General features: G+C 45.5%; 25 protein-coding genes, 1 pseudogene and 1 riboswitch. Of the genes and pseudogenes, 10 read left to right on the top strand and 16 right to left on the bottom strand.

The window, feature by feature from the left end:
• Positions 1-231 precede the first annotated feature (231 nt).
• Together WH43_RS07055 and katG are read right to left on the bottom strand one after the other, a co-directional pair.
• A complete protein-coding gene (locus WH43_RS07055; protein ID WP_053423922.1) occupies positions 232-1,209 on the bottom strand; it encodes a TerC family protein in 978 nt (325 codons plus the stop codon).
• Between the two features lie 324 nt (positions 1,210-1,533).
• On the bottom strand, positions 1,534-3,762 hold the full coding sequence (katG, locus tag WH43_RS07050) for a catalase/peroxidase HPI (protein WP_053423921.1): 2,229 nt from the start codon (positions 3,760-3,762) through the stop codon (positions 1,534-1,536).
• A gap of 230 nt (positions 3,763-3,992) precedes the next feature.
• Between katG and WH43_RS07045 the strand changes: the two genes are divergently transcribed.
• Together WH43_RS07045 and WH43_RS07040 are read left to right on the top strand one after the other, a co-directional pair.
• Positions 3,993-4,274, top strand: coding sequence for a type II toxin-antitoxin system Phd/YefM family antitoxin (locus tag WH43_RS07045; protein WP_053423920.1), 282 nt, complete (start codon positions 3,993-3,995; stop codon positions 4,272-4,274).
• Positions 4,271-4,558, top strand: coding sequence for a type II toxin-antitoxin system RelE/ParE family toxin (locus WH43_RS07040; RefSeq protein ID WP_053423919.1), 288 nt, complete (start codon positions 4,271-4,273; stop codon positions 4,556-4,558). Before WH43_RS07045 ends, WH43_RS07040 begins: the two co-directional genes overlap by 4 nt.
• 34 nt (positions 4,559-4,592) lie before the next feature.
• On the opposite strand, the gene WH43_RS07035 is transcribed toward WH43_RS07040, so the two are convergent.
• The 4 genes from WH43_RS07035 to WH43_RS07025 all read right to left on the bottom strand — a co-directional run bounded on the left by WH43_RS07035 (position 4,593) and on the right by WH43_RS07025 (position 7,760).
• Positions 4,593-5,210 (bottom strand): DUF2971 domain-containing protein, encoded by a 618-nt coding sequence (locus WH43_RS07035; protein WP_053423918.1) that lies wholly within the window; start codon positions 5,208-5,210, stop codon positions 4,593-4,595.
• Between the two features lie 111 nt (positions 5,211-5,321).
• The gene (locus WH43_RS20430) at positions 5,322-5,480 is read right to left on the bottom strand and encodes a hypothetical protein (protein ID WP_286049551.1); all 159 of its coding nucleotides are present in this window, start codon (positions 5,478-5,480) and stop codon (positions 5,322-5,324) included.
• A gap of 299 nt (positions 5,481-5,779) precedes the next feature.
• On the bottom strand, positions 5,780-7,417 hold the full coding sequence (gene groL / locus WH43_RS07030) for a chaperonin GroEL (protein WP_053423917.1): 1,638 nt from the start codon (positions 7,415-7,417) through the stop codon (positions 5,780-5,782).
• Between the two features lie 52 nt (positions 7,418-7,469).
• Positions 7,470-7,760: a co-chaperone GroES gene (locus tag WH43_RS07025; protein WP_053423916.1), complete on the bottom strand. Its 291-nt coding sequence runs from the start codon at positions 7,758-7,760 to the stop codon at positions 7,470-7,472.
• Positions 7,761-7,977: 217 nt separating this feature from the next.
• On the opposite strand from WH43_RS07025, the gene cutA reads away from it, so the two are divergent.
• From cutA to prmA, 6 genes and pseudogenes are all read left to right on the top strand, one after another.
• A complete protein-coding gene (gene cutA, locus WH43_RS07020; protein ID WP_286049550.1) occupies positions 7,978-8,298 on the top strand; it encodes a divalent-cation tolerance protein CutA in 321 nt (106 codons plus the stop codon).
• The gene (locus tag WH43_RS07015) at positions 8,291-10,105 is read left to right on the top strand and encodes a protein-disulfide reductase DsbD (RefSeq protein WP_053423915.1); all 1,815 of its coding nucleotides are present in this window, start codon (positions 8,291-8,293) and stop codon (positions 10,103-10,105) included. Before cutA ends, WH43_RS07015 begins: the two co-directional genes overlap by 8 nt.
• 253 nt (positions 10,106-10,358) lie before the next feature.
• Positions 10,359-10,817, top strand: coding sequence for a type II 3-dehydroquinate dehydratase (gene aroQ / locus WH43_RS07010; RefSeq protein WP_008899125.1), 459 nt, complete (start codon positions 10,359-10,361; stop codon positions 10,815-10,817).
• A 15-nt stretch (positions 10,818-10,832) separates the two neighbouring features.
• Positions 10,833-11,287, top strand: a pseudogene (gene accB, locus WH43_RS07005) (acetyl-CoA carboxylase biotin carboxyl carrier protein).
• Positions 11,288-11,303: 16 nt separating this feature from the next.
• Positions 11,304-12,647 (top strand): acetyl-CoA carboxylase biotin carboxylase subunit, encoded by a 1,344-nt coding sequence (accC, locus tag WH43_RS07000; RefSeq protein WP_053423914.1) that lies wholly within the window; start codon positions 11,304-11,306, stop codon positions 12,645-12,647.
• 158 nt (positions 12,648-12,805) lie between these two features.
• On the top strand, positions 12,806-13,690 hold the full coding sequence (prmA, locus tag WH43_RS06995) for a 50S ribosomal protein L11 methyltransferase (protein WP_053423913.1): 885 nt from the start codon (positions 12,806-12,808) through the stop codon (positions 13,688-13,690).
• Between the two features lie 75 nt (positions 13,691-13,765).
• Here the strand turns inward: prmA and WH43_RS06990 are convergent, their stop codons facing one another.
• The 6 genes from WH43_RS06990 to WH43_RS06970 all read right to left on the bottom strand — a co-directional run bounded on the left by WH43_RS06990 (position 13,766) and on the right by WH43_RS06970 (position 18,891).
• Positions 13,766-13,969 (bottom strand): PspC domain-containing protein, encoded by a 204-nt coding sequence (locus tag WH43_RS06990; RefSeq protein WP_053423912.1) that lies wholly within the window; start codon positions 13,967-13,969, stop codon positions 13,766-13,768.
• A 694-nt stretch (positions 13,970-14,663) separates the two neighbouring features.
• A complete protein-coding gene (locus WH43_RS20425) occupies positions 14,664-14,789 on the bottom strand; it encodes a hypothetical protein (protein ID WP_260394360.1) in 126 nt (41 codons plus the stop codon).
• A gap of 2 nt (positions 14,790-14,791) precedes the next feature.
• The gene (locus tag WH43_RS06985) at positions 14,792-15,058 is read right to left on the bottom strand and encodes a hypothetical protein (RefSeq protein WP_053423911.1); all 267 of its coding nucleotides are present in this window, start codon (positions 15,056-15,058) and stop codon (positions 14,792-14,794) included.
• A 183-nt stretch (positions 15,059-15,241) separates the two neighbouring features.
• Positions 15,242-16,243 (bottom strand): tRNA dihydrouridine(20/20a) synthase DusA, encoded by a 1,002-nt coding sequence (gene dusA / locus WH43_RS06980; protein ID WP_082335709.1) that lies wholly within the window; start codon positions 16,241-16,243, stop codon positions 15,242-15,244.
• 121 nt (positions 16,244-16,364) lie between these two features.
• The gene (locus tag WH43_RS06975) at positions 16,365-17,189 is read right to left on the bottom strand and encodes a glycosyltransferase family 32 protein (protein WP_053423909.1); all 825 of its coding nucleotides are present in this window, start codon (positions 17,187-17,189) and stop codon (positions 16,365-16,367) included.
• Positions 17,190-17,472: 283 nt separating this feature from the next.
• Positions 17,473-18,891 carry a hypothetical protein gene (locus tag WH43_RS06970; protein WP_053423908.1) on the bottom strand — a complete coding sequence of 473 codons (1,419 nt, stop codon included), beginning with the start codon at positions 18,889-18,891 and terminating at the stop codon, positions 17,473-17,475.
• A gap of 175 nt (positions 18,892-19,066) precedes the next feature.
• Positions 19,067-19,161, bottom strand: a riboswitch (cyclic di-GMP riboswitch).
• A 384-nt stretch (positions 19,162-19,545) separates the two neighbouring features.
• Here WH43_RS06970 and WH43_RS06965 point away from each other — a divergent pair.
• Positions 19,546-19,995 (top strand): transcriptional repressor, encoded by a 450-nt coding sequence (locus tag WH43_RS06965; RefSeq protein ID WP_053423907.1) that lies wholly within the window; start codon positions 19,546-19,548, stop codon positions 19,993-19,995.
• A 178-nt stretch (positions 19,996-20,173) separates the two neighbouring features.
• The gene (locus WH43_RS06960; RefSeq protein ID WP_053423906.1) at positions 20,174-20,638 is read left to right on the top strand and encodes a chemotaxis protein CheX; all 465 of its coding nucleotides are present in this window, start codon (positions 20,174-20,176) and stop codon (positions 20,636-20,638) included.
• A gap of 55 nt (positions 20,639-20,693) precedes the next feature.
• Here WH43_RS06960 and alr read toward each other — a convergent pair whose 3' ends face one another.
• The 4 genes from alr to rpsR all read right to left on the bottom strand — a co-directional run bounded on the left by alr (position 20,694) and on the right by rpsR (position 24,061).
• Complete coding sequence (alr, locus tag WH43_RS06955) at positions 20,694-21,770, bottom strand: alanine racemase (protein ID WP_053423905.1); 1,077 nt, start codon at positions 21,768-21,770, stop codon at positions 20,694-20,696.
• Positions 21,770-23,161, bottom strand: a complete 1,392-nt coding sequence (dnaB, locus tag WH43_RS06950) for a replicative DNA helicase (RefSeq protein ID WP_053423904.1) — start codon at positions 23,159-23,161, stop codon at positions 21,770-21,772. Before dnaB ends, alr begins: the two co-directional genes overlap by 1 nt.
• A 180-nt stretch (positions 23,162-23,341) precedes the next feature.
• Positions 23,342-23,794 carry a 50S ribosomal protein L9 gene (gene rplI, locus WH43_RS06945; RefSeq protein WP_053423903.1) on the bottom strand — a complete coding sequence of 151 codons (453 nt, stop codon included), beginning with the start codon at positions 23,792-23,794 and terminating at the stop codon, positions 23,342-23,344.
• Between the two features lie 39 nt (positions 23,795-23,833).
• Complete coding sequence (rpsR, locus tag WH43_RS06940; RefSeq protein ID WP_008899548.1) at positions 23,834-24,061, bottom strand: 30S ribosomal protein S18; 228 nt, start codon at positions 24,059-24,061, stop codon at positions 23,834-23,836.
• Positions 24,062-24,066: the final 5 nt, after the last annotated feature.

Below are 24,066 nucleotides of genomic sequence, written 5' to 3'. Positions count from 1 at the left end.
TTTGTGTGACAACTTCACCATAATCCCTCGCAGGGAGGGGAGTCCATACATCTACGTCATACAAGGACAGATTTTAAGGCTTTCTGCCAGCCACTTAGCAACTGCTGGCGCATAGATGGCCCTTGGCATATGTGGATGACTCTAGCCTAGCTGGGCCTGATGTAGTTGGGAAGAGTTAACCAACTAGCATCCATGCAAAAAATAGATGCCAGTTGGGCTTAGCCGTCAGTTTTATTCTGCTGAACCTTCAGCTTCTTTACGATTTTTGCGCAGTGACAGTATCACAGAGGTGGCAATAATAGTCGCTACGACACATAAGGATAAAGCGGTTGGGATCTTCATCAGATCAATCAGCATCATTTTGATACCAATAAATACCAGCACTAAAGCCAAACCATACTTCAGTAAACTAAAGCGATCAGCCATATCGGCCAGTAGAAAATACATAGAGCGTAAACCTAATATCGCAAAGATATTTGAGGTTAAAACGATAAATGGATCTGTGGTAATGGCAAAAATAGCCGGGATGGAGTCAACAGCAAAGATCAGATCCGAGAATTCCACCAGCACCAACACCAAAAACAGCGGCGTGGCATACCGTACCCAGCGGCCATCGACGAAACGTTTGACGAAAAACTTCTCGCCTTCAAGTTGTTCTGTAATGTTGTAACGACGACGTAACCACAAGACGATTTTGCTATTGGCTAAATCAGGTTGTTGCTCAGCAGCCAGCCACATTTTTATACCAGTGAACAGCAGGAAAACGCCAAACACATAAAGTAACCAATGGAATTGAGTAATAAGCCAGGCACCAGCAAAAATCATGATGGTACGCATCACAATGGCACCTATAACACCCAATACCAGCACGCGTTTTTGTAAATCAGCCGGGATAGCAAACACAGTAAAAATCATCAGCCAGACAAAGACGTTATCTATGGCCAGTGACTTCTCAATTAAATAACCTGTGACATATTCCAGAGTTTTGGCTGTGGCTATTTGTTCACCCACAGTGTTATTCAGATACAGCCATAATCCGGCAGCAAACAGCATAGACACCGATACCCAAATACCAGACCAAATGGCAGCTTCTTTGACTGAGACTTTATGTTGTTTACCGCCACCGACCCAAAATAAGTCGATAGCAAGCATGATGATGACCACACTAAAAAATGCGGTCCATAACCAGGGGTTTGCAATGGATTCCATAAAAAGCTCCAAACAGGGTTTGATTCACCGGCTGCTACCGGTATTGTCCAGAACCGCTAGGGCTGGAACTCCTGTTTGAAAGGGATCTTTGCCAGAGCGGCAAAGGTCTTGCTCATCAGTGTGGTACTGACCTGGTTACCGGAAACCTGAAGTTTCGTAATGACGATAAACCAGTAATGAGCTACTCCCCTTTGGGATGGCGCAACTTTAACAAAGCCCGAGTAAAACAGTCAACTACTAAGATGATACAAGTGATCCCAGAAAAAACGGCGACCCAAAGGCCGCCGTGTTTTATCTTCATCATTGACTTCAACAACAAAGCTATCACATAGTCAGATCAAACCTGTCCAGCGTCATCACTTTGGTCCAGGCGTCGACAAAGTCTTTAGTGAACTTCACTTTGCCATCTTGTGCCGCATAAACCTCGGCAATAGCACGCAGCTCCGAGTGCGAACCAAACACCAGATCCACCGGGGTTGCTGTCCATTTCAGTGTGCCAGTTTTGCGATCCACACCTTCGTACATGCCTTCAGTTTTAGCTGACTTGCGCCATTCTGTAGACATATCCAGCAAATTGACAAAGAAGTCGTTGCTTAAAGTGCCGGGTTTACTAGTAAAGACACCGTGTTTCGCACCGCCTGTATTGGCGTCCAGCGCACGTAAACCACCTATCAGCACTGTCATTTCCGGTACGCTTAAGGTCAGCAGATTGGCTTTATCTACCAAAGCCTCAGCAGGAGATAACAGGGTATCTTTGCTGTAGTAGTTGCGGAAGCCATCAGCCATCGGCTCCAACACAGCAAAAGATGCCACATCGGTTTGCGCCTGACTGGCATCAGTGCGGCCCGGTGTAAAGGGCACTTCTACTGTGATGCCCCCTGCTTTGGCGGCCTGTTCTACCGCAGCACTACCTGCAAGCACAATCAAATCAGCCAGGGAAACTTTTTTGCCGCCGCTTTGGGCTTTATTAAAGTCCTGCTGAATAGCCTGCAGTTTTTTCAGTACCTTGGCCACTTCAGCCGGGTTATTTACCGCCCAGTCTTTTTGTGGCGCTAAAGCCAAACGAGCGCCATTGGCACCACCGCGTAAATCTGTACCACGGAAGCTGGCGGCTGCAGCCCAACTGGTGCGAACCAGCTCTGGCACTGTTAAACCTGATGACAACACTTTAGCTTTGAGCGCTTTGATATCCTCAGCGTTGACCAATTCATGATCGACAGCGGGCACAGCGTCCTGCCAAATCAAGGTTTCAGCTGGCACTTCAGCACCTAAATAACGCACTTTAGGCCCCATATCGCGGTGGGTTAATTTAAACCAGGCTTTGGCAAAGGCCAGTTCAAACTCTTTCGGATTTTCTTTAAAGCGCATGGTGATTTTGCGGTATTCAGGATCTTCTTTTAGCGCCAGGTCTGTGGTGAACATAATAGGCGCATGGCGTTTGGTTTTATCATGTGCATCCGGCACTAAGTTCGCGGCCTGACCGTCTTTCGGGATCCACTGAGTGGCACCAGCCGGGCTTTTGGTTTTGACCCAGTCAAAGGCATAGAGATTATCCAGATACTGAGTGGTCCAGGCGGTTGGATTCACCGACCAGGCTCCTTCTAAACCCGAAGTGACTGTATCTTCGGAATGGCCTTTGCCACATTTGTTTTTCCAGCCAAAGCCTTGCTCTTCCAAACCAGCAGCTGCCGGTTCTTTGCCAACACATTCTTCAGGTTTATGCGCACCATGGGCTTTACCAAAAGTATGACCACCCGCTATTAAGGCCACTGTTTCTTCGTCGTTCATCGCCATACGGCCAAAGGTTTCGCGAATATCTTTGGCGGCAAGCAGCGGATCAGGATTGCCATTTGGCCCTTCCGGATTGACGTAAATCAGGCCCATTTGAACAGCTGCCAGAGGTTTTTGTAGCTTACGATCACCGCTGTAGCGTTTGTCATCTAAGAATTTAGTTTCCGGGCCCCAGTAAACAATATCGGCTTCCCAGTCATCGGTGCGGCCACCGGCAAAACCAAAGGTTTTAAAGCCCATAGACTCCAGCGCCACATTGCCTGTCAGCACCATCAAATCGGCCCAGGAAATTTGTCGGCCGTATTTTTGTTTGATAGGCCAGAGCAAGCGCCGGGCTTTATCTAAATTGACGTTATCAGGCCAGCTATTTAAAGGCTCAAACCGCTGCTGCCCACCACCAGCCCCACCCCGACCATCGGAAATCCGATAGGTACCAGCGCTGTGCCAGGCCATACGAATAAAAAACGGCCCATAGTGACCATAATCCGGCGGCCACCAGTCTTGCGGCGTGGTCATAATTTTAGTGATATCGGCTTTGACGGCTTTTAAATCCAGCTTTTTAAACTCTTCAGCATAGTTAAAGCCTTGATCCATAGGGCTGGATTCCACCCCATGCTGACGCAGCGGCGCCAGGTTTAATTGTTCAGGCCACCAGAACTGATTGTCTTTATTCATGCTTTCAGCACTGGCGATATGGGTAGTTAAAGCTAGCGAAACGGCGACTGCTAAAGCCGAGAGTAATGTTGTTTTCCGTTGAAGCATATGCGCTCCCTCCATTGGTTAAAGTTAACCTGCACCGCGATGAACTCTAGACCAATAGAATAGAAAATTCGTTTCTAATCAATTAAAGTGATTAATTGAGGTTTTAGCGATTTGTAAAGCTTTAGGGACAGGGGTTTGGGGCTAACGATCTTTATAGTGAAACTGCCTTGCTTGATTACTCAAATTACACTATATTTTGTACGTTATTTCGTACTTAATAGGACTCTATTGTGGCACGTCTCCGACTTGATCAAGACATCCAACCTCTTTCTGAATTCAGATCCAGTGTTGCGTCTTATATCCGGCAAATTAACGAAACCCGCCGTCCTTTAGTGATTACGCAACATGGCAAAGGCGTCGCTGTGCTGTTGGATGTTGCTGAATATGAAGCTATGCAGGAGAAAATTGAACTGCTGGAAGAACTGCGCACCGCTGAAGCTCAATTGGCTTCAGGCTCCGGAGTTCCAAATGAAGATGCCCGCAGTTTACTGCTAGCGCGGCTGAAAAAATGAATGTGGTTTGGTCGCCTTTAGCTTTGGAAAAGTTGGGTGACGCTGCAGACTTTATTACTCTGGATAATCCAGTAGCAGCAGAACAATGGGTGAATGAGGTATTGGATAAAACAGCACTCTTGAGTTCACTTCCAGAAATGGGCCGAGCCGTGCCCGAACTTCTCTACAGTAATTACCGTGAAATCATCTTCGGTCACTATAGAATTATTTACTGCGTAGACCATGAAGTCCGGATCCTTACAGTGCGTAATTGCCGGCAAATGCTTGGAGATTGGGATGTTTGAATATTAGCCGCCACGAGTGACTAATGAACCTAACCTACTTCCAAAGCCTCTTATTTTCATTACGCACCATTTTAAAAGTTCTAAAGGCAGGACGAACTTTGAATACTTCGATCTTAGATTTTAAATCACCAATCAGTTTATCAAGCTCGCTTCGTGATATCTCACAATTACAGCCGACTATAACTTTCTCCAGATTTAAATTTCCTTCGAAAGGCATGTAATAGTTGCCGTCACTGTCACGTTCTTTAAGTTCAATGACAGTTCTAACTTCTTGTTCATACTCCCAATTTTTATATTTTGTATATAGAGCCTTATCCAGAATTTGCTTAACATTTAGCGAGTTGGCATCGAACTTACTCGTTGAATATTCAACTTCGTGGAAATTATTAGCAAACTCTTTTGGATAACTAAATCCCAGACATATCCCTCGATGACGGTCAGCGTAATGAGCCCATTGGACCGGGCAATTCCATGCCTTAGAAAAACATACAACGCCAACATCATTAGCAATTGCTCTGTGGCCACTTTTGAGTTTGGTTCTGAAATCTGATTTCGATGTATCAAAACAGAAAAATTCGAAAGGGTCATTCAAAGCATCAAGATTTGAAATTTTAAGCCTTCGATGCCTTAAGTTCAGCTTTGCAAATTCCAATGGTAAAAAATGGTTTGAAACATTAGAGACTCTCTTAGCGAAAAAATTAGACTACTTAATTCAATGAAGAACTACTTTCACAAAATGACACCACGCTAAATGTAGACATAGTCATGTTGATAAGAAAGCAAGTTTAAGCCCTAAAAATTTTGTACTTTTCTTTTTTAATCTGGCAAGTACAACTGCCGTTGATTCGCCAGTTTCGATGACTGTGGATGCTCGATAAATCGCTTTTATTATTGGCTTTTTGTTTACTTTTTTTGGTTCCATCTACGGCCCCTTCTTTAATTTCAGCTGGGTTATCTTAGCTATATTTTGTTGAGGCTGGCAGGACATTTTTACTCGTTAACTGCTAAATCATCTGAGCAGTTTGCTACACACCAAACACCAGTAACTGCGTAGTGAGCAATCAAAAGTGAGCGCGGGAGGCGCGAACGGGCGAACGCAGTAGTTGGTGGTGGTTGGGCTGGTTCGGAGAGCGGTTTGTCCCCTTCAAAATCCATTATGTCCATAAACAGAAAACCCGGCATAAGCCGGGTTTTTCTTTGAAAAACAATGATGTAACTAAGTTACATCATGCCTCCCATGCCACCCATGCCGCCCATATCTGGCATTGCAGGAGCGTCTTTCTTCGGCAGTTCTGTAACCATAGCTTCGGTGGTGATCATCAGAGAACCAACAGAAGCTGCGAACTGCAGAGCAGAACGAGTTACTTTGGTTGGATCCAGGATACCCATTTCCAGCATATCGCCGTACACGCCAGTGGCAGCGTTGTAACCGTAGTTGCCTGAACCGTTTTTCACGTTGTTTACTACAACTGATGGCTCTTCACCGGCGTTATCAACGATTTGACGCAGTGGTGCTTCCATCGCACGCAGTGCGATTTTGATACCGTGGTTCTGGTCTTCGTTGATGCCACGCAGTTCAGTCAGTTTGGCAGCTACACGTACTAAAGCCACACCACCGCCAGGTACTACGCCTTCTTCAACGGCAGCACGGGTTGCGTGCAGCGCGTCTTCTACGCGGTGTTTTTTCTCTTTCATTTCGATTTCAGTGGCAGCGCCTACTTTAATCACAGCAACACCACCAGCTAACTTCGCCAGGCGCTCTTGCAGTTTTTCTTTATCGTAATCTGAAGTGGCGTCTTCCACTTGTTGACGGATTTGCTTCACACGACCGTCAATAGCATCTTGCTCACCAGCACCATCGATGATCGTAGTGTTGTCTTTGGTGATCACAACACGCTTCGCAGTACCTAAATCTTCCAGCGTAGCTTTTTCCAGCTCCATGCCGATTTCTTCAGAAATCACTACACCACCAGTTAATACAGCGATGTCTTGCAGCATAGCTTTACGACGGTCACCGAAGCCTGGCGCTTTCACTGCAGACACTTTCACGATACCGCGCATGTTGTTCACAACCAGCGTTGCTAAAGCTTCGCCTTCTAAATCTTCAGCGATGATCAGCAGAGGCTTGCCAGACTTGGCCACGCCTTCTAATACCGGCAGTAATTCACGGATGTTGCTGATTTTCTTATCCACAGTCAGGATGAACGGGTTGTCCAGTTCTACCTGGCCAGCTTCCGGGTTGTTGATGAAGTACGGAGACAGGTAACCACGATCAAACTGCATACCTTCAACCACAGCCAGCTCGTTGGCTAAGCCCTGGCCTTCTTCAACAGTGATCACGCCTTCTTTGCCTACTTTGTCCATGGCATTAGCAATGATTTGGCCAATTTCATCGTCAGAGTTTGCAGAGATAGTACCTACCTGAGCAATAGCTTTAGTGTCGGCACATGGCTGAGATAAAGCTTTCAGTTCTTCAACGGCAGCGATCACAGCTTTGTCGATACCACGTTTTAAATCCATTGGATTCATACCGGCAGCAACAGCTTTTACGCCTTCGTTGATAATGTTTTGTGCTAACACAGTGGCAGTTGTAGTACCGTCACCGGCTTCGTCATTGGCTTTAGAAGCAACTTCTTTCACCATTTGTGCGCCCATGTTTTCGAACTTGTCTTCCAGCTCGATTTCTTTGGCCACAGATACACCATCTTTGGTGATGATTGGGGAACCGAATGACTTGTCCAGAATCACGTTACGGCCTTTAGGGCCTAAAGTTACGCGCACTGCGTTTGCTAAAATGTTGACGCCTTTGAGCATCTTGTTACGGGCTTCATCGCCAAAACGTACGTCTTTTGCAGCCATTTTAAAAATTCCTCTGAATGCTTTGAAATTAAATAAGAAAGTTCGGTTTAGATTATTCGGTGATCACGCCAAGGATGTTGTCTTCTTTGGTGATGACATATTCCTGGCCTTCGATTTTTTCAGTGCGTTCTACGTAAGCACCAAAGATCACTTTGTCGCCGACTTTCACATCTAAAGGACGGACTGTGCCGTTTTCTAAAATGCGACCGTTGCCAACTGCAACCACTTCACCACGAGTAGATTTTTCAGCAGAAGCGCCAGTCAGCACAATACCACCAGCAGATTTGCTTTCAGCTTCCAAACGCTTGATGATGACGCGATCGTGTAATGGACGAATATTCATGCTTTTTTATCTCCTAAAAGCGATTTGAGTTTTAACATTGGGTGTTAAATTTGTTGTGTTTGCTATATGGGGCAATCTCCTTATGAACCCAAGGGCTATTTTTTAAAAATTTTGCGCTTTTAAGTGTTTCTGCTTAGTTTTTGTGCAAACAATTCGTTTTATGCAACAAAATTCAGGTTAAGCAGGTCTTGTTTGCCGTGATGATGAGGATCCGACCATGATGATGGAACTGATTTTGTGTAATTGCCCTGATGCAGAAGTTGCAGAGTGCATCACTCAACACTTGCTGGAGCAAAAGCTGGCAGCTTGTGTTAACGTTTTGCCTGCAGTGCAATCGCATTATGTCTGGCAGGGTAAACTTGAACAAAGCACTGAAATTCCATTGTTAATTAAAGCCAGAAAAGAAGATTTTATCGAAGTCGAACAGGCCATTTGTGCTCTACACCCGTATCAGGTGCCTGAAATTATTGCTATTGCTGCACAACAAGTATTCGCCCCCTATTTACAGTGGGTTCAAGAGGTAACAAGTCGTGATTAAGAGTTTTTTAGTTAGCCTGCTGCTGTGCTTATCTTTTGTAAGTCAGGCACAAAGCACCAATGCGCTGGCAGCCTTGCAGCAAGGTTCGCAGTTTCTGCCGGTAGAGCAGGCTTTTGTGATGGATTTTCGCCAGCAAGAAAACAAGTTGCAGGTGAGCTTCACCATAGCGGACGGTTATTACTTGTATAAAGACAAGTTTAAGTTTGTCGGCATAGATGCTGCCTTTTCTCATCCACAGTACCCAAAAGGTGTGATGATTACTGACGAATACTTTGGTGAGTCCGAAGTGTATTTCCATCAGGTGGTGTTGGATATTCCGTTAAGCCAATTGGGTTCTGAAGCAATGCTCAAAGTGCGTTTCCAGGGCTGTGCTGAAGCTGGCTTATGTTACCCGGTGCAAACGCTGGATATTCCTTTGATAGCACCTGCTGTAACGGCTAGCGCCAGTACAGCTGATGCTGCAGCCGCTTTAGGTATTACGGATAATTCTGCTACAGATGATTCAACAACAACTTCTACAGCACCGGTTTCAGAACAGCTGCAACTGCTAGATAAATTACAAAGCGACAGCACAGTCAAAGCATTGTTTTTGTTTTTCCTGTTGGGTTTAGGTTTAGCCTTTACGCCTTGTGTGTTTCCTATGTACCCGATTTTAACCAGCATTATTGTAGGGCAAGGTCAGCAGTTATCCGGCAAACGCGCCTTTAGTTTGTCTATGGCTTATGTACAGGGTATGGCGATTAGCTACTCCTTATTAGGTTTATTGGTCGCAAGCTTAGGTTTGCAGTTCCAGACCTATTTTCAGCACCCTGTTGTCTTAATCGCCATCAGTATCTTGTTTGTGTTTTTAGCCTTGGCTATGTTTGGCGTCTTTAACTTAAGCCTGCCGGAAAAATGGCAAAACAAAGTAAATAACTTAAGCAACAAACAACAAGGCGGCAGCATTAAAGGTGCAGCGTTGATGGGTTTGCTATCAGGTTTAGTCGCCTCCCCTTGCACCACAGCGCCACTGACAGCAGCACTTTTATATGTAGCCCAGTCCGGTGATTTAGCTTTAGGCGCTTTAACGCTTTATATCTTAAGTATGGGTATGGGCTTGCCTTTACTGATTTTAGGCAGCACGGGCGGTAAGTTTTTACCCAAAGCCGGCGCCTGGATGGATGTTGTTAAAGCCAGCTTTGGTTTCCTGTTATTAGCAGTGCCGGTCTGGTTACTCAGCCGTTTCCTGCCTGCTTATGTGGTGGTCATTGCCGCAACTCTCGTCTTGTTGATGCTGGCTGTGTATTTACACCGCTTATCGCAGCAACTCTCTTCCGGTACTACAGGCCAAAGTATCAGTTGGATGCTGGCCTTAGTGATTGTGCTGGGCACTACAGGCGCGAACTTATGGTATTGGTTACCTGGCGCTACAGTGACAACAACGCAAGTCACTCAAACACAAAATACCGAATTTAAACTGGTGAAAACTTTGGATGAGCTGCAACAGGAAGTAAACAAATCAGCCGAGGCAGGTAAACCTGTGCTGGTCGATTTGTTCGCCGAATGGTGTGTGGCCTGTAAAGAGTTTGAGCACATCACTTTTGCTGATAGCGAAGTGAAAAGCTTAATGGCGCAGTTCACCTTAATTAAGATAGATGTCACCCATGCGACTGAGCAGGATCAGCAATTGCTCGATCATTTTCAGGTTTTAGGTTTGCCAACTTTGCTGTTATTTGATAAAAACGGCAGCGAATTAACGCAATCTCGCATTACAGGCTTCATGGGACCAAAAGATTTTAGCGCCCATTTAGGCCCAATACTGCAGTAAAAATTTCCGCGCTACTCACGCAAAGTCAGACTGGCTCTGACTTTGCCGAAATTTCACAGCTTCATTTTCAACTTCGCAAAAAAGTTCCGCTCTGCTGATAAGACCAGTATTTTGCTGCCATTTGCAACGATTTCACTATAATAAGCGGCAAATCTGCAGCGACAGCTGATCGCTGAACAAAAAAGATGCAATTGCTTTATGCCTTTGGCAAGATAGTTGGCAATTAAACAAGATGACGGGAAATTCGCGCTATATGTCGACAAACTTACGTATTTTGCTGCTCAACGGCCCTAACTTAAATATGTTAGGCAAACGTGAGCCTCAAATTTATGGCGCCGCCACTTTACCGCAAATTGTTGATGGCTTAACTGCCCATGCCAAAGAGCTGAATGCTACTTTGACTCATCTGCAATCTAACGCCGAACATGAGCTCATCAATGCTATTCAGCAAAGCCTTGGACAACAGGACTTTATTATTATCAACCCGGGCGCATATACCCATACCAGCGTGGCGATTCGTGATGCGCTGCTGGCCGTGGCTATCCCTTTTATTGAAGTGCATTTGTCCAATGTACATGCGCGGGAAGAATTCCGTCGTCACTCGTATTTATCCGATATCGCCAAAGGTGTGATTTGTGGTTTAGGGGCCAAAGGCTACCACTATGCACTGGAATCGGCGGTGTCGTCCTTATCAACCATTCCATCAAATTAATTAGGCAACTACGTCATGGATATCAGAAAAATTAAAAAATTGATCGAACTGCTGGAAGAATCAGGCATTAACGAGCTTGAAATTACTGAAGGCGAAGAATCCGTTCGTATCAGCCGCAATGGCCCAATGCAGCAATATGCTCCAATGCAGTATGCTGCTGCGCCAATGCAACAAGCTCCTGCTGCAGCGCCAGTTGCTGCCGCTGCTCCTGCTGAAGCTGCCAAGCCAGTCATCACTGGCCACCAGATGCGTTCACCTATGGTAGGTTCGTTCTACCGCGCAGCATCTCCAACTTCCAAAGCTTTTGTTGAAGTAGGCCAGAGCGTTAAAGTGGGTGATACGCTGTGTATTATCGAAGCGATGAAGATGATGAACCAAATCCAGTCTGACAAGGCGGGTGTGGTGACACAAATTCTGGTAGAAAACGGCGAGCGGTTGAGTTTGACCAGCCATTATTTGTGATCGAATAAGTTAAAAGGCAGACTCATGCTAGAAAAAGTACTGATCGCCAACCGGGGTGAAATTGCACTGCGTATTTTACGTGCGTGTAAGGAACTCGGTATCAAAACGGTGGCTGTGCACTCCACAGTAGACCGTAATCTGAAACACGTGCTGCTGGCCGATGAGACCATTTGTATTGGTCCTGCGCCATCACCACAAAGTTACTTAAATATTCCTGCGCTGATTGCCGCAGCTGAAGTGACCAATGCCCAGGCGATTCACCCTGGTTATGGTTTCTTAGCTGAACGTGCTGATTTTGCGCAGCAAGTGGAAGAAAGTGGTCTGGTGTTTATCGGTCCACGTCCTGAGTCTATCCGTTTAATGGGCGACAAAGTTTCTGCCATTGAAGCCATGAAAAAAGCCGGTGTACCTTGTGTACCAGGTTCTGACGGCGCTGTGGGCGACGACGACGAAGTCAACAAAGCTATTGCTAAACGTATCGGTTACCCGATTATCGTTAAAGCTGCTGGCGGCGGCGGTGGTCGTGGTATGCGTGTGGTGCGCAGCGAAGACGAACTGGTTGAATCTATTGCGATGACCAAAAACGAAGCAGGCACTGCTTTTGGTAATGACATGGTGTACATGGAGAAATTCCTGGAAAACCCACGTCATATCGAAATTCAGGTGTTAGCTGATGGTCAGGGCAATGCCATTCACTTAGGTGAACGTGATTGTTCTATGCAACGTCGTCACCAGAAAGTGGTAGAAGAAGCGCCAGCTCCAGGCATTACTCAGGAACTGCGTAATTTTATCGGTGGTCGTTGTGTGCAGGCGTGTATCGACCTGAACTACCGTGGTGCTGGTACTTTCGAATTCCTGTTTGAAGACGGCGAGTTTTATTTCATCGAAATGAACACCCGTATTCAGGTAGAACACCCTGTGACAGAAATGATCACTGGTGTGGATCTGATTAAAGAACAGCTGCGCATTGCCTCTGGCATGCCACTGAGCATTAAGCAGTCAGACATTGTGATCCGTGGTCATGCTGTGGAATGCCGTATCAACGCTGAAGATGCCAAGACCTTTATTCCGTCACCAGGCACTATCACCCGCTTCCACCCACCAGGTGGCAACGGTGTGCGTTGGGATTCGCATATTTACGCTGATTACACAGTGCCGCCAAACTACGATTCCATGGTGGGCAAGCTGATCACATACGGTGAAAACCGTGATATCGCGATAGCCCGTATGCGTAATGCCTTAAGCGAACTGCTGGTCGGTGGGATCAAAACCAATATCGAACTGCACAAGCTGATTATGACAGACGAGAACTTCAATAAAGGTGGAACTAATATCCACTATTTGGAACATAAACTCGGTCTGAAGTAATCCCCTGCGTACTTGAAGCTGCAGCGTTGTTGACTTTATAGCGCAGCGTTGCAGTCCTCCAAAGCCACCTTCACGGTGCTTTGTTATTTTTACGCCTGATTTTACGCCGCCAAACTGCTACAATTCGCGCCCATTTCCAGAGAGTGAAGAGCAACGCCATGCCGTGGATCCAATTACGCGTAAACAGCACTGAAAAACAAGCCGAGCAGGTCAGCGATATGCTAATGAGCTGGGGCGCGCAAGCTGTCAGTTTTGTGGACGCCAAAGACACCCCTATTTACGAACCAATGCCGGGTGAAGTCTTGTATTGGGAAAATACGGTTGTGGTGGGTTTGTTTGACGCCGAACACAAGATGGACAAGGTTGTTCGTCAGCTGGAAAAAGCAGCCATCTTTAAAAATGGGGTGCAGTACAAGCTGGAACAACTGGAAGACAAAGACTGGGAAAGAGAATGGATGGATAACTTCCACCCTATCCGTTTTGGTAACCGTTTATGGGTTTGCCCAAGCTGGCGTGATATTCCGGACCCAACGGCTGTGAACGTGATGCTGGACCCTGGTTTGGCCTTTGGTACCGGTACTCACCCAACCACAGCGCTTTGTATGGAATGGCTGGATGCACAGGAATTGTCGCAAAGTTTAGTGGTCGATTTTGGCTGTGGCTCAGGCATTTTAGGTATTGCCGCATTAAAGTTGGGCGCTAAGCGTGTGGTTGGTGTCGACATTGACCCTCAAGCTATTGAATCAAGCCTCGCCAACGCTACCCGCAACGGTGTAGAACAACAAATTGAGCTGTATTTGCCCAAGGATCAACCAGCTTCATTACAAGCAGATGTAGTAGTGGCTAATATTCTGGCCGGTCCGCTTGCACAATTGAGCGGCATTATCAGTGCTTATGTCAAACCAAGTGGCTTACTGGCGCTGTCTGGTATTCTGGAAAGTCAGGCTCAGTCGGTGATCGATGCCTATGCGGCAGAATTTGAGTTTGACCCGGTAGCGGTTAAAGAAGAATGGGTGCGCTTAACGGCGCGAAAGAAAGTTTAATGCCTTATCTATAGCCTAATAGCTTAACTGCTCTACAGGCGACCTGCCCGGTCGCCTGTTGCGAACAAACTCATATCAGTACACCCAACGTTCTGGCAGTATCAAAGCGGCGGCTATATAAGCAACCAAAACTGCGACCGGAAAGCAGAATGCCATGACCACTACAAGTGCGCGAATAACCCAAATCGGCTGATCATAATAGGCGGCAAAACCTGCACATACACCAGAAATTTTGCGTTTTGCCTTGTTTACAAACCAGGCGTTTTTGTCGTTTCTCATCACGTTACTCCCCAACTTTGTTAATTACCGCTTTATCCAGCATCCACAGCAAACCAGCTAAAGCCCAGACCACGACAATGTTGATGATAATCAGTGACATGTCCTGTTCCTCCTTCACCGGATTAATCCGTTCAGATTTCGTCTACGGCCCAGCTACCTACTATGCCAAACCATGCTAATACAACCATCAGTGCTACTATTTCCATTTTGACTCTCCTAACCTTTATTTGTGCTTTTGCTGGTACTCACCAACGCTTTGCTATTTAGACTTCGTCAGCTGCCCAGCTTGCAACAATACCGAACCAAGCTAATACAACCATCAGTGCTGCTATTTCCATTTTGACTCTCCTCAACCTTAGTTAGTGGTTTAATTCATCATCAGTTCATCTGTTGATATCTATACATTGCAGCTGTTGTGCCAATTTGAAAATAAATTTTAAACCATTGTTTTTAATGAACTTAATCAAATAAAAACAACAAAACCTTTATAGCTCAAATTTCATTCAAAACACGAAAGTAGTATTTTTGACCATTTTTTAGCTGATTTAAAAACAGCCTATTGAGACTAAACTCAGGCATGCAAATACAGCAGGATGACACTTCAGACAAGTTTGAAAATTGGTAGATCTAAAGGGATCGACAGATACAAACAGGAAAGCAGGAGAGGACGTAAAAAAGCAAAACCCGGTACTACTTAAAACCGGGTTGAAGAAGGAATATCGAAAGGCGGTAATAACCAATGCCAGATCACAGACACCAGGCCAACACTAACTACGGGTAATAAAAATAAACCCAACAACCCTAATGTTAAACTCAGCATCCCTAGTCCACCTTAGCTACTGCAATTACAGTCTCTTTTTCAGTTTCAGTGGTGGTCGCTAAAGTGGTTGCTAGTTCGGCCAGAGCTTTTTGGCTTTGCTCCAGAATAGCAACTTTTAACTCAGCCATTTGCTGGCTCATCAATTCGGCAGCTAACACACTAACGGCTTGTGTATTGACTGAAGGTAAGCTCAGTTCATTGGCTTGCGCTGCTGGAGTCACAGCAAAAGCTGCAGTGGTAACAAGGACTAATGTAGCAAGTGTTTTCATGGTCGTACTCCTTAATGAGTAGTGAAGTTCACTATGTCTATTTCAAGGTGCATGCCATACTGAAAAAATTTACTAAATCACTGATATTTAATGAATTAAATAAAATAAAAAGAATAATCAAAAAAATACACAAAGATTAAAAACAAAAAAGTGGTGAAATTCACCACTTTTTTGTTTTCGAAATTAAAGCTGCGGCACCTTTTTCAGTGCATCCAGCATCACTTGTGGACCACTGGTCGGTAAGTGGCCTATTTCACTTAAATGCCGGCGCCATAAGCGGGCACCAGGTACCCCCTGAAACAACCCAAGCATATGCCGTGCTATATGCCAGAAGCGTGCGCCTTGTGCCATCTGGCGTTCAATATAAGGCAACATCAGCTCAACCACCTGATGCGGCGTGGGCACCACGCGTGGGTTGTTATAAATAGCTGCATCAATTTGTGCCAATATCAAAGGGTTAGCATAGGCTTCACGTCCAACCATAACCCCATCTACGTGCTGCAAATGGGTTAAACAGTCAGCCAGCGTTTTCACACCACCATTGATGGAGATATCTAACTGCGGGAAATCTTTTTTCAGCTGATAGACTCTTTCATAATCCAGAGGCGGAATTTCGCGGTTCTCTTTGGGGCTTAAACCACTTAACCAGGCTTTACGCGCATGCACAATAAACTGGTTGCAGCCAGACTCGGCTATAGTGCCAACAAAGTCTACTAAAAACTGATAGCTGTCGTGATCATCAATACCGATACGACTTTTTACTGTGACAGGAATATCCACTACAGAGCGCATTTCGTTGATACAGGCCGCAACTAATTCAGGTTTGGCCATAAGACAAGCACCAAACATACCGTTTTGCACTCTGTCCGACGGACAACCTACGTTGATATTGATAGCGTCGTAACCCCGCTCCTGGCAAAGCTTAGCACTGTGTGCCATATCCTTTGGATCAGAGCCGCCCAGCTGCACAACCACAGGATGTTCTTCTTCATTAAAGGCCAGATAATCGCCCTGACCATAAATGATAGCGCCTGTAGTGACCATTTCGGTATAGAGCACAGCGTGCTGTGACAATAATCTGTGGAAATAACGGCAATGCCTATCAGTCCAGTCCAGCATAGGGGCAATGGAGAAACGGTGATCCATAATCACAGGCTTTGAGGGGGAATTAGTCGAACTTATCATAAAACGGCTGCCATCTGGTTAATCTGCTGTTTTCTTCGGCTCTAAATACAGAGTGTAGAAAAATCGCGCGAGTATACACCAGACAGCCCGGCATTTCAGCGTAAAGCGGAGTTTGTGGTGATCAGGGCTGAGATTTTAGCAATAACAAGCTATAACGCGAACTTAGCTCCAGCAAAGCTATTTTTCTCTCGCCTTGTTTTAACGGTAGCTCACCGCTACGGACTTTATTACGCTTCAAGCGCAGTAACTGATACCCTGCCAGATAAACCAGCAATTTCCGGCTGTATTCCTCAAACCAAGAACCATTGAAGTGGTGAATACTGAAGTTTTCTTTACCCGGTTCAGGTGTGCAGAAGTAATGACTAGGATAAATGAAAGCATCTTCGGTTAATTGATGGATCTGGTCACTCGCGTAGGGTTTACTCAAACTAAAACTTTGGGCAAATATATCACTGAACAACCCGGTATTCGGTGTTAAATCTTCAGAACCATCTGCTTTGTAAAAAGATTTGCTGTCATAAGCGCTTAGCAACTTTTCAACGACCGCATGACGGGGGGCTGCCCCAATCATTGCTGAGAGTGGCGCTACACGTCCTTTAAAATTCTCAAAACCAATGACAAATCCGTGATGACGAAATGGCTGCAGATCTGCAGTTAACTCTAAGTCGGTATCAAAATAAAATCCGCCCATTTCCCGGAGCGCATAAAGACGCAGGAAATCTGACACAAAAGCCCATTTTTTCGCTGCGAAAGCCTCTTGAGCATAACGATTATTTAAAGCAGCGAAACGCTCATTATTCCATTCGATAATTTCGTAATCTGGTAAAAACTTCTTCCAGCTGGCAATACAACGTAAAGCCAGTTCTGTTTTCGGGGCAGTACCTACCCAAACATAATGAATAATTTTTGGAATAACTTCTGGATTCATGGAGTGCTGTTCTAACATGCAAAGTTACTCATTAGTTTATGCTTATGCTCAAAGTTGACTGTAATCATTTGTTACTCTTTAGTTACAAGACGAAGTCAGGGGCGCGGCATATTAGTTGCTTTGGCGTAGGATAGCAAAGAATTAATTAACCATAAATTAACGACGAAAAATACAAATGAAAAAGAAGGTTTAAGCTAGTTTTCGCCTCGCAAATTTTCGTCTTCGATTCAGAGACTTAAAACAGCGAGGCGAGTCAGATAAATAGCAGACAGAGCGCAAAGCGACTCTGTCTGGCCAACCATTAGTTAGTACGATCTAAACCACCACTAATGATTCCAACTGAAACATCAGTGTTATTATTTAGATGGACAAACAACATTAAACGGTCTTTTTCCAAATCCTGGGCGGTAACGACACCTGAATATGAACCAGCCCCATCACAAGAGGTTAACTCTAGTGCAATGTCAGCGATAGAGTTTTCGTAGCCGGATACAGTACCGCTCACTACAGTACAATCCAATAACTTACCACTTAAACTACCATTATCAGCGATACTCAACTCACCCCAATTCCCCGTCACTGAGCTTAATAAAGATTGCTTTGGCACAGGTTGCAGATTGAAAAAAGATTCAGACATGTCCGTGTCGTACGTGATCTCACCTTCCACAGCCTGGCCCGTCAATTTCGGCACCATCAGTTTTAATGAAGCCTTCACAGCAGTTTTGACTGGCCAGGTAATACCTTGACCTGCCGCGTTCAAGGTAGTGACATCGACAGGTGTCTGATACTCAAAAAAGTATTTTCCACCATTGTTACCGCCTGAATAATAGACTTTGTTGCTTTTGGTAAATAAGATTTTGCCCGTAGTGTTGGCATAAAAGGCCGTATTTAACTTACCGGACAAAGCCAGTTGTTCCTGCTCAGATGCAACAGTATCTAACGAAGCGCTTACAGCCTTGTTACCGTTGTCTAAACCAAACCACTTCAGGTAAGTCACATCATTAAAGTTGTATGACCATAAGACACCTTCGTAGCTGCCCGCTTTGTCGCAGCTGCTATAAGTTAAGGTTGCTGCAAACACACCATTGGACTTCGCACTTAAAATGCCACTGATTTGACAGTTGTTTGCATCAACAGCACTGAGTGTGGTGTTGCCGTCAATTTGGACACTTCGAAAATCGGAGCTAATCCATTGACCATTCAACTTGCTAAGATCTGTAGTATTTTCAACTGGGTTAAATCTATTGCCATTGAGAAAGAAACTGTTACCCATAGACAAAGCCAAACCTGTCATTGAGCTAATCACTTTATCGCTATTGATAGTAAGCGTTGCATCAAACTGTCCTGAATTAACCATAGTTTGATCCGCGAGTTGATAGACAGCCGGAGCATCAACAATCTTATCAGCGACAACATAGTCTTTCACTTTGTCGACACGAGACCACATGGTGCCGTCAGTCTCAAAGCTGACGTAATACATAGTATCGTCGACAACAACAGCTTCGGAAATAGTGCCCTGATTCTCACGCACATAAGTGCCTGCGGAAAACTTGACTGTATTGGCAGCCGAAGGCTCGGGTGTAGGAACTGGAGCTGGGGCCGGAGTAGTTGAATTACCCTGTGATGCAGGTTCAGACGAGCCTCCACCGCCACCACATGCAACCAGTCCAGAAAAAGTGAAACCACAGATCACGCCGAGGGCTAACTTCCTTTTCAACATTGAAAAACTCCATACAAACAAAAAACCTGAGTACAACTGAGGACTGCACTCAAAGGCTATAAAATAACCACAACAACTTAGGGCTGTTGGCAAGAAGGGCAAAGATTCTGCAAAGAAACTTATAACTATAAAGAAGGAGGACCAGATACTTTAAATCAGAGGAAGCTGAGTGAGTACATGCAACCACTGCCATCATATACTTCATCAAAGAAGTAAGTAGACCAGCGGCTTTGCGTCCTGACCTTTCGGAACAGTTTGCCATTTGTGTTTTCACTTAGACTGATACAACAGACCATACAGCCTAAGAAAACGGCGACAATATATACAAACTTTTACACTTAAACAAACAAATTAATACAAAAAATCACTGTTAGATTACTTTTCAACCTTTTAAAGGCACAAAGAATAGGTCAGCCGCAGATAACGTCTTTATAAATCTATGCGCTTATTGCCTTGCGCTCCTCTAAAAACAGCTAGCTACGAAGTGAGACTCTCCGACGCCCTTGATAAAACGAAGAGACAAAGAATAAAAAAGAGGCTCTGGTACATATATGACTTAACTTCTGTTTTGTATCAGGAAATCCCAACTCAAAAGCTGGAGTGAACAAACTTCTGTGATAAACTGCCGCTATTGCTACGAGAGTGGGCTGAGTTATGTCGATTGAATCTTTGGTCACCAGAGCACGCCATATTTGTGATGTGAATGGCGCGCGTTTTACTACCATACGAGAAAAAGTATTCCGCTTATTGGCGGATACTCACGGTGGTATTGGTGCATATGAATTACTGGAACAGTTAAAAGCCAGTGAACCAGCGGCTAAACCAGCCACTATTTATCGGGCATTGGACTTTCTGACTGAGCAGGGGTTTATTCATAAAATTGAATCGACCAACGCATTTTTACTCTGTCATCACTTTGAGCAACATCATCCTGCTCAGCTGTTGATCTGCGATCAATGTGGTCATGTAGAGGAATTACATTCATCTCCGTTACAACAGGAACTTGTAAAATTAGCCTCTGAAAAAGGCTTTTTAATTCAAAGGCAAACTGTGGAAGCTCACGGCAGTTGCCAAAATTGTCTGAAAAAAGCGTCAAACGACTGAATCCGCTTGACGCCTTCTGGTCACACTGGCTATTTTAGTGACTAGAACAGCATAAAATTGTAAATAATTTAGAAAAATTCATACCAAAACAATAAGCTAGACTTGTGTTATAAAGCAGAGCCACCTAATCTTGAAGTTGGCAACGCAATCAGGTCCAGACTTCGAACAGGCTAATTAAATGAATGTTGAGTATGTAAATCCGTTTCTCTCTTCGTTAGTCAACGTGTTAGGTACCATGGCCAATACAAAAATTGTGCCCGGACAGCCACGATTAAAGAAAGATGAACAGGCTCGCGGTGAAGTATCAGGTTTGATTGGTATGATAGGCCCAACCACAAAAGGGTCGTTCTCAGTCACGTTTGAAGAATCTTTGGCGCTGGAAATCATGTCCAGAATGTTGGGTGAAAAACCTGACAGTATTAACGAAGAAGTTACGGACATGGTTGGCGAAATCACCAACATGGTGACTGGTGGGGCGAAACGTATTCTCGGCGAAAAAGGCCATGAATTCAGTATGGCGACTCCTGTTGTTGTGTCAGGTAAAGGCCACACTATTACCCACAAGACGACTGGTGCGAAAATTCTGATGCCTTTTGATTCAGACTTCGGCAAAGTGTTTATTGAAGTCAGCTTCGACGAATAATTAAGGGGTCAGATCACATTATTGGCCAGACTAATAATGTGATCTGACCCCAATTTCATTCCAGATACCGAAATTCGACTCTGCTGGTGATATTACAGAGCAACTCGTAAGGAATAGTCTGTACACGTTCAGCAATTTCCTCTACTGGTAAATCCGCTCCCCATAACAGCACTTCGTCACCAATCTGTACATCAGCCTTGCCAATATCGACTGTGGTCATATCCATAGAAACACGACCCACTATTGGATACCGCTCACCTTTAATCAGCACAGGGCAGCCATTGCTGGCTGCTCTTGGATAACCATCACCATAACCGACTGCCACCACAGCTAAACGGGTATCAGCGGGCGCTGTCCAGGTACCACCATAACCCACTTTGTCGCCTTGCTTCACGTCACGCACTGCAATCACGCTGCTGCTAAAGCTCATCACGGCTTTTAACTGATGGTGCTCTGCTCTGCCCAGCTCCATCGGCGAAACACCGTATAAAGCTAAACCAGGCCGGATCCAATGGCCATGGCTTTGTGGCCAAGCCAAAGTGCCTGCAGAATTGGCCAAACAAAGCTCACCAGCCAAACCTTCAACAGTGTTCATAAAGAGATCGATCTGCTGTTGGGTGCTATCAACCGCCAGCTCATCAGCGCTGGCAAAATGCGTCATCAACCGCATAGGCTGGATCACATTAGCACTTTGACACAACTGCTGATAGGCCTGCAGAAACTGCTCCGGCAATAAACCTAAACGGTGCATACCGCTGTCCATTTTTAGCCAGACATGGATAGGCGCATCGAGCTCTGCCGCCAGCAAAGCGTCAACCTGACTTGGATGATGCACCACCACCTGTAAGTTACTGGCAACCACTTGTGGCAATTCGTCCGCATGGAAAAAACCTTCCAGCAGCACTATAGGTTTGACGATGCCACCAGCGCGCAGCATCAAGGCTTCATCGATGCGGGCCACACCAAAAGCACTGGCGTCTTTGAGCTGTTCGGCCACTTTCAGTAAACCATGACCATAGGCGTTGGCTTTGAGTACCGCCAGTACTTTGCTGCTCGGAGCTGCAGCACGGACTTGTTTTAAATTATGCAATAAGGCCGCTAAATCAATACGGGCCTGTGGACGACGACTCATTAATACTCGTCCTCAAAACGTGCTGTTCCGGCATAGTTGTCAAAACGTGAATAGCGGCCATGGAAGGTCAGGCGAATACGACCTATAGGGCCGTTACGCTGTTTACCTATAATAACCTCAGCCGTGCCTTTATCCGGGCTATCGTCGTGATACACCTCATCACGGTAGATAAACATAATTAAGTCGGCATCCTGCTCAATAGAACCAGATTCCCTTAAGTCGGAGTTCACAGGGCGTTTGTCGGCTCGTTGTTCCAAACTACGGTTAAGCTGCGATAAGGCCACTACAGGCACTTTTAACTCTTTGGCTAAGGCTTTGAGTGAACGCGAAATTTCGGCGATTTCTAAAGTCCGGTTTTCCGATAAGCCAGGCACTGTCATCAGCTGCAGGTAGTCGACCATGATCATGCTCAGGCCACCATGCTCACGGGCCACCCGACGGGCACGGGAACGCACTTCAGTCGGTGTTAAGCCTGAAGCGTCATCGATATACATTTTGCCTTTGCTGTTCAGAAGTTCGATGGCGGAGGATAAACGCGCCCAATCTTCGTCATCCAGCTGGCCTGTCCGCACTTTGGTTTGGTCAATACGGCCTAAAGACGCCAGCATCCTCATCATAATTTGTTCGGACGGCATCTCTAAGCTGAAAATAAGCACAGGCTTGTCGCTGGTGATAGCGGCGTGTTCGCACAGGTTCATCGCAAAAGTGGTTTTACCCATAGAAGGACGAGCCGCTACGATGATCAGATCGGACGGCTGCATACCGTTGGTCATTTTATCCAGATCCATATACCCCGTAGAGACACCAGTTAAACCACCAGCGCTTGGGTTACGGAACAGCTCGTCTATTTTATCTATGGTTTTCGACAGAATGCTGTTGATAGGCTCAGGGCCTTCATTCGAGTTGGCGCGCTGCTCAGCGATTTTAAATACTTTAGTTTCAGCAAAATCTAATAGCTCAGCACTGTTGCGGCCTTGTGGGTCATAACCTGCATCGGCAATATCATGCGCCACTGCAATCATATCCCGCACTACGGCGCGCTCACGCACTATCTCGGCATAGGCCAGAATATTGGCTGCACTAGGGGTGTTTTTGGCAATCTCGCCTAAATACGCGAAACCACCGACGTCTGCTAGTTGCTGATTACGCTCTAAATCCTCAGAGACTGTGATTAAGTCGATCGGCTGGTTAGCTTCGGCGACACGAGACATGGCAGAAAATATAAAGCGGTGTGAACGTAAATAGAAGTCCTGCTCAACCACTTTTTCTGAGACTTTATCCCAGGCATCATTGTCCAGCATTAAACCGCCTAAGACGGATTGCTCTGCTTCAATGGAATGTGGCGGCATTTTTACCGCAGCGACTTGTTTATCTCTTTGCTTATTGTCCATAACACCAGAAGTTCTAGAAATTAGGTCACAGGCTGATAGCGCCTGTCAGGGAGCGATAGCCTACCATTAAAGCATGGTTGAGGGTTTGGAAAAATCAGTAACGCAGAATATTTTTAACGTAAAAACAGGATAAAAGCGGGAAGGGATTGGGCACACAAAACTGTGTGCCCAAAAGGCTGATTAAGCCTCAGCAACCACTACTACTTTGATAGTAGCTGTTACTTCTGCGTGTAACTGCAGTGCGATGTTGAATTCGCCAGTTTCACGGATAGTACCGTTAGGTAACTTCACTTCAGCTTTCGCTACTGCAACACCTGCAGCAGTGATAGCATCAGCAATATCACGTGTACCCACTGAACCGAACAACTTGCCTTCGTCACCCGCTTTAGAAGCTAAAGTCACTTCAGCCAGAGCAGCGATCTTCTCAGCACGAGCTTGAGAAGCAGCTAAAGTTTCAGCCAGTTTGGCTTCTAACTCAGCGCGACGCTGTTCGAATTTTTCGATGTTAGCTTTGGTCGCTGGAACTGCTTTTCCTTGTGGGAATAAGAAGTTACGAGCATAACCAGATTTAACAGTTACGTTGTCGCCTAAACCACCCAGGTTAGCGACTTTGTCCAACAGAATAATTTCCATTGTAATACCCTCTCTGTATACGGTTTAACCAGTCGCTGCTTAGCTGTGTGAATCGCTGTATGGTAACAAGGCCAGGTAGCGGGCGCGTTTGATAGCGCGAGCTAATTGACGTTGATACTTAGCGCTGGTACCAGTGATACGGCTTGGGACAATTTTGCCACTTTCAGTGACATAATTTTTTAACGTAGCTGTATCTTTGTAATCGATCTCAATCACGCCTTCTGCAGAGAAACGGCAGAATTTACGGCGACGGAAATAACGAGCCATGAAAT

Source organism: Rheinheimera sp. KL1, assembly GCF_001275035.1.
GTDB classification, from domain to species: Bacteria; Pseudomonadota; Gammaproteobacteria; order Enterobacterales; family Alteromonadaceae; genus Pararheinheimera; species Pararheinheimera tangshanensis.
This window is presented reverse-complemented; position numbering and strand designations above follow the sequence as displayed.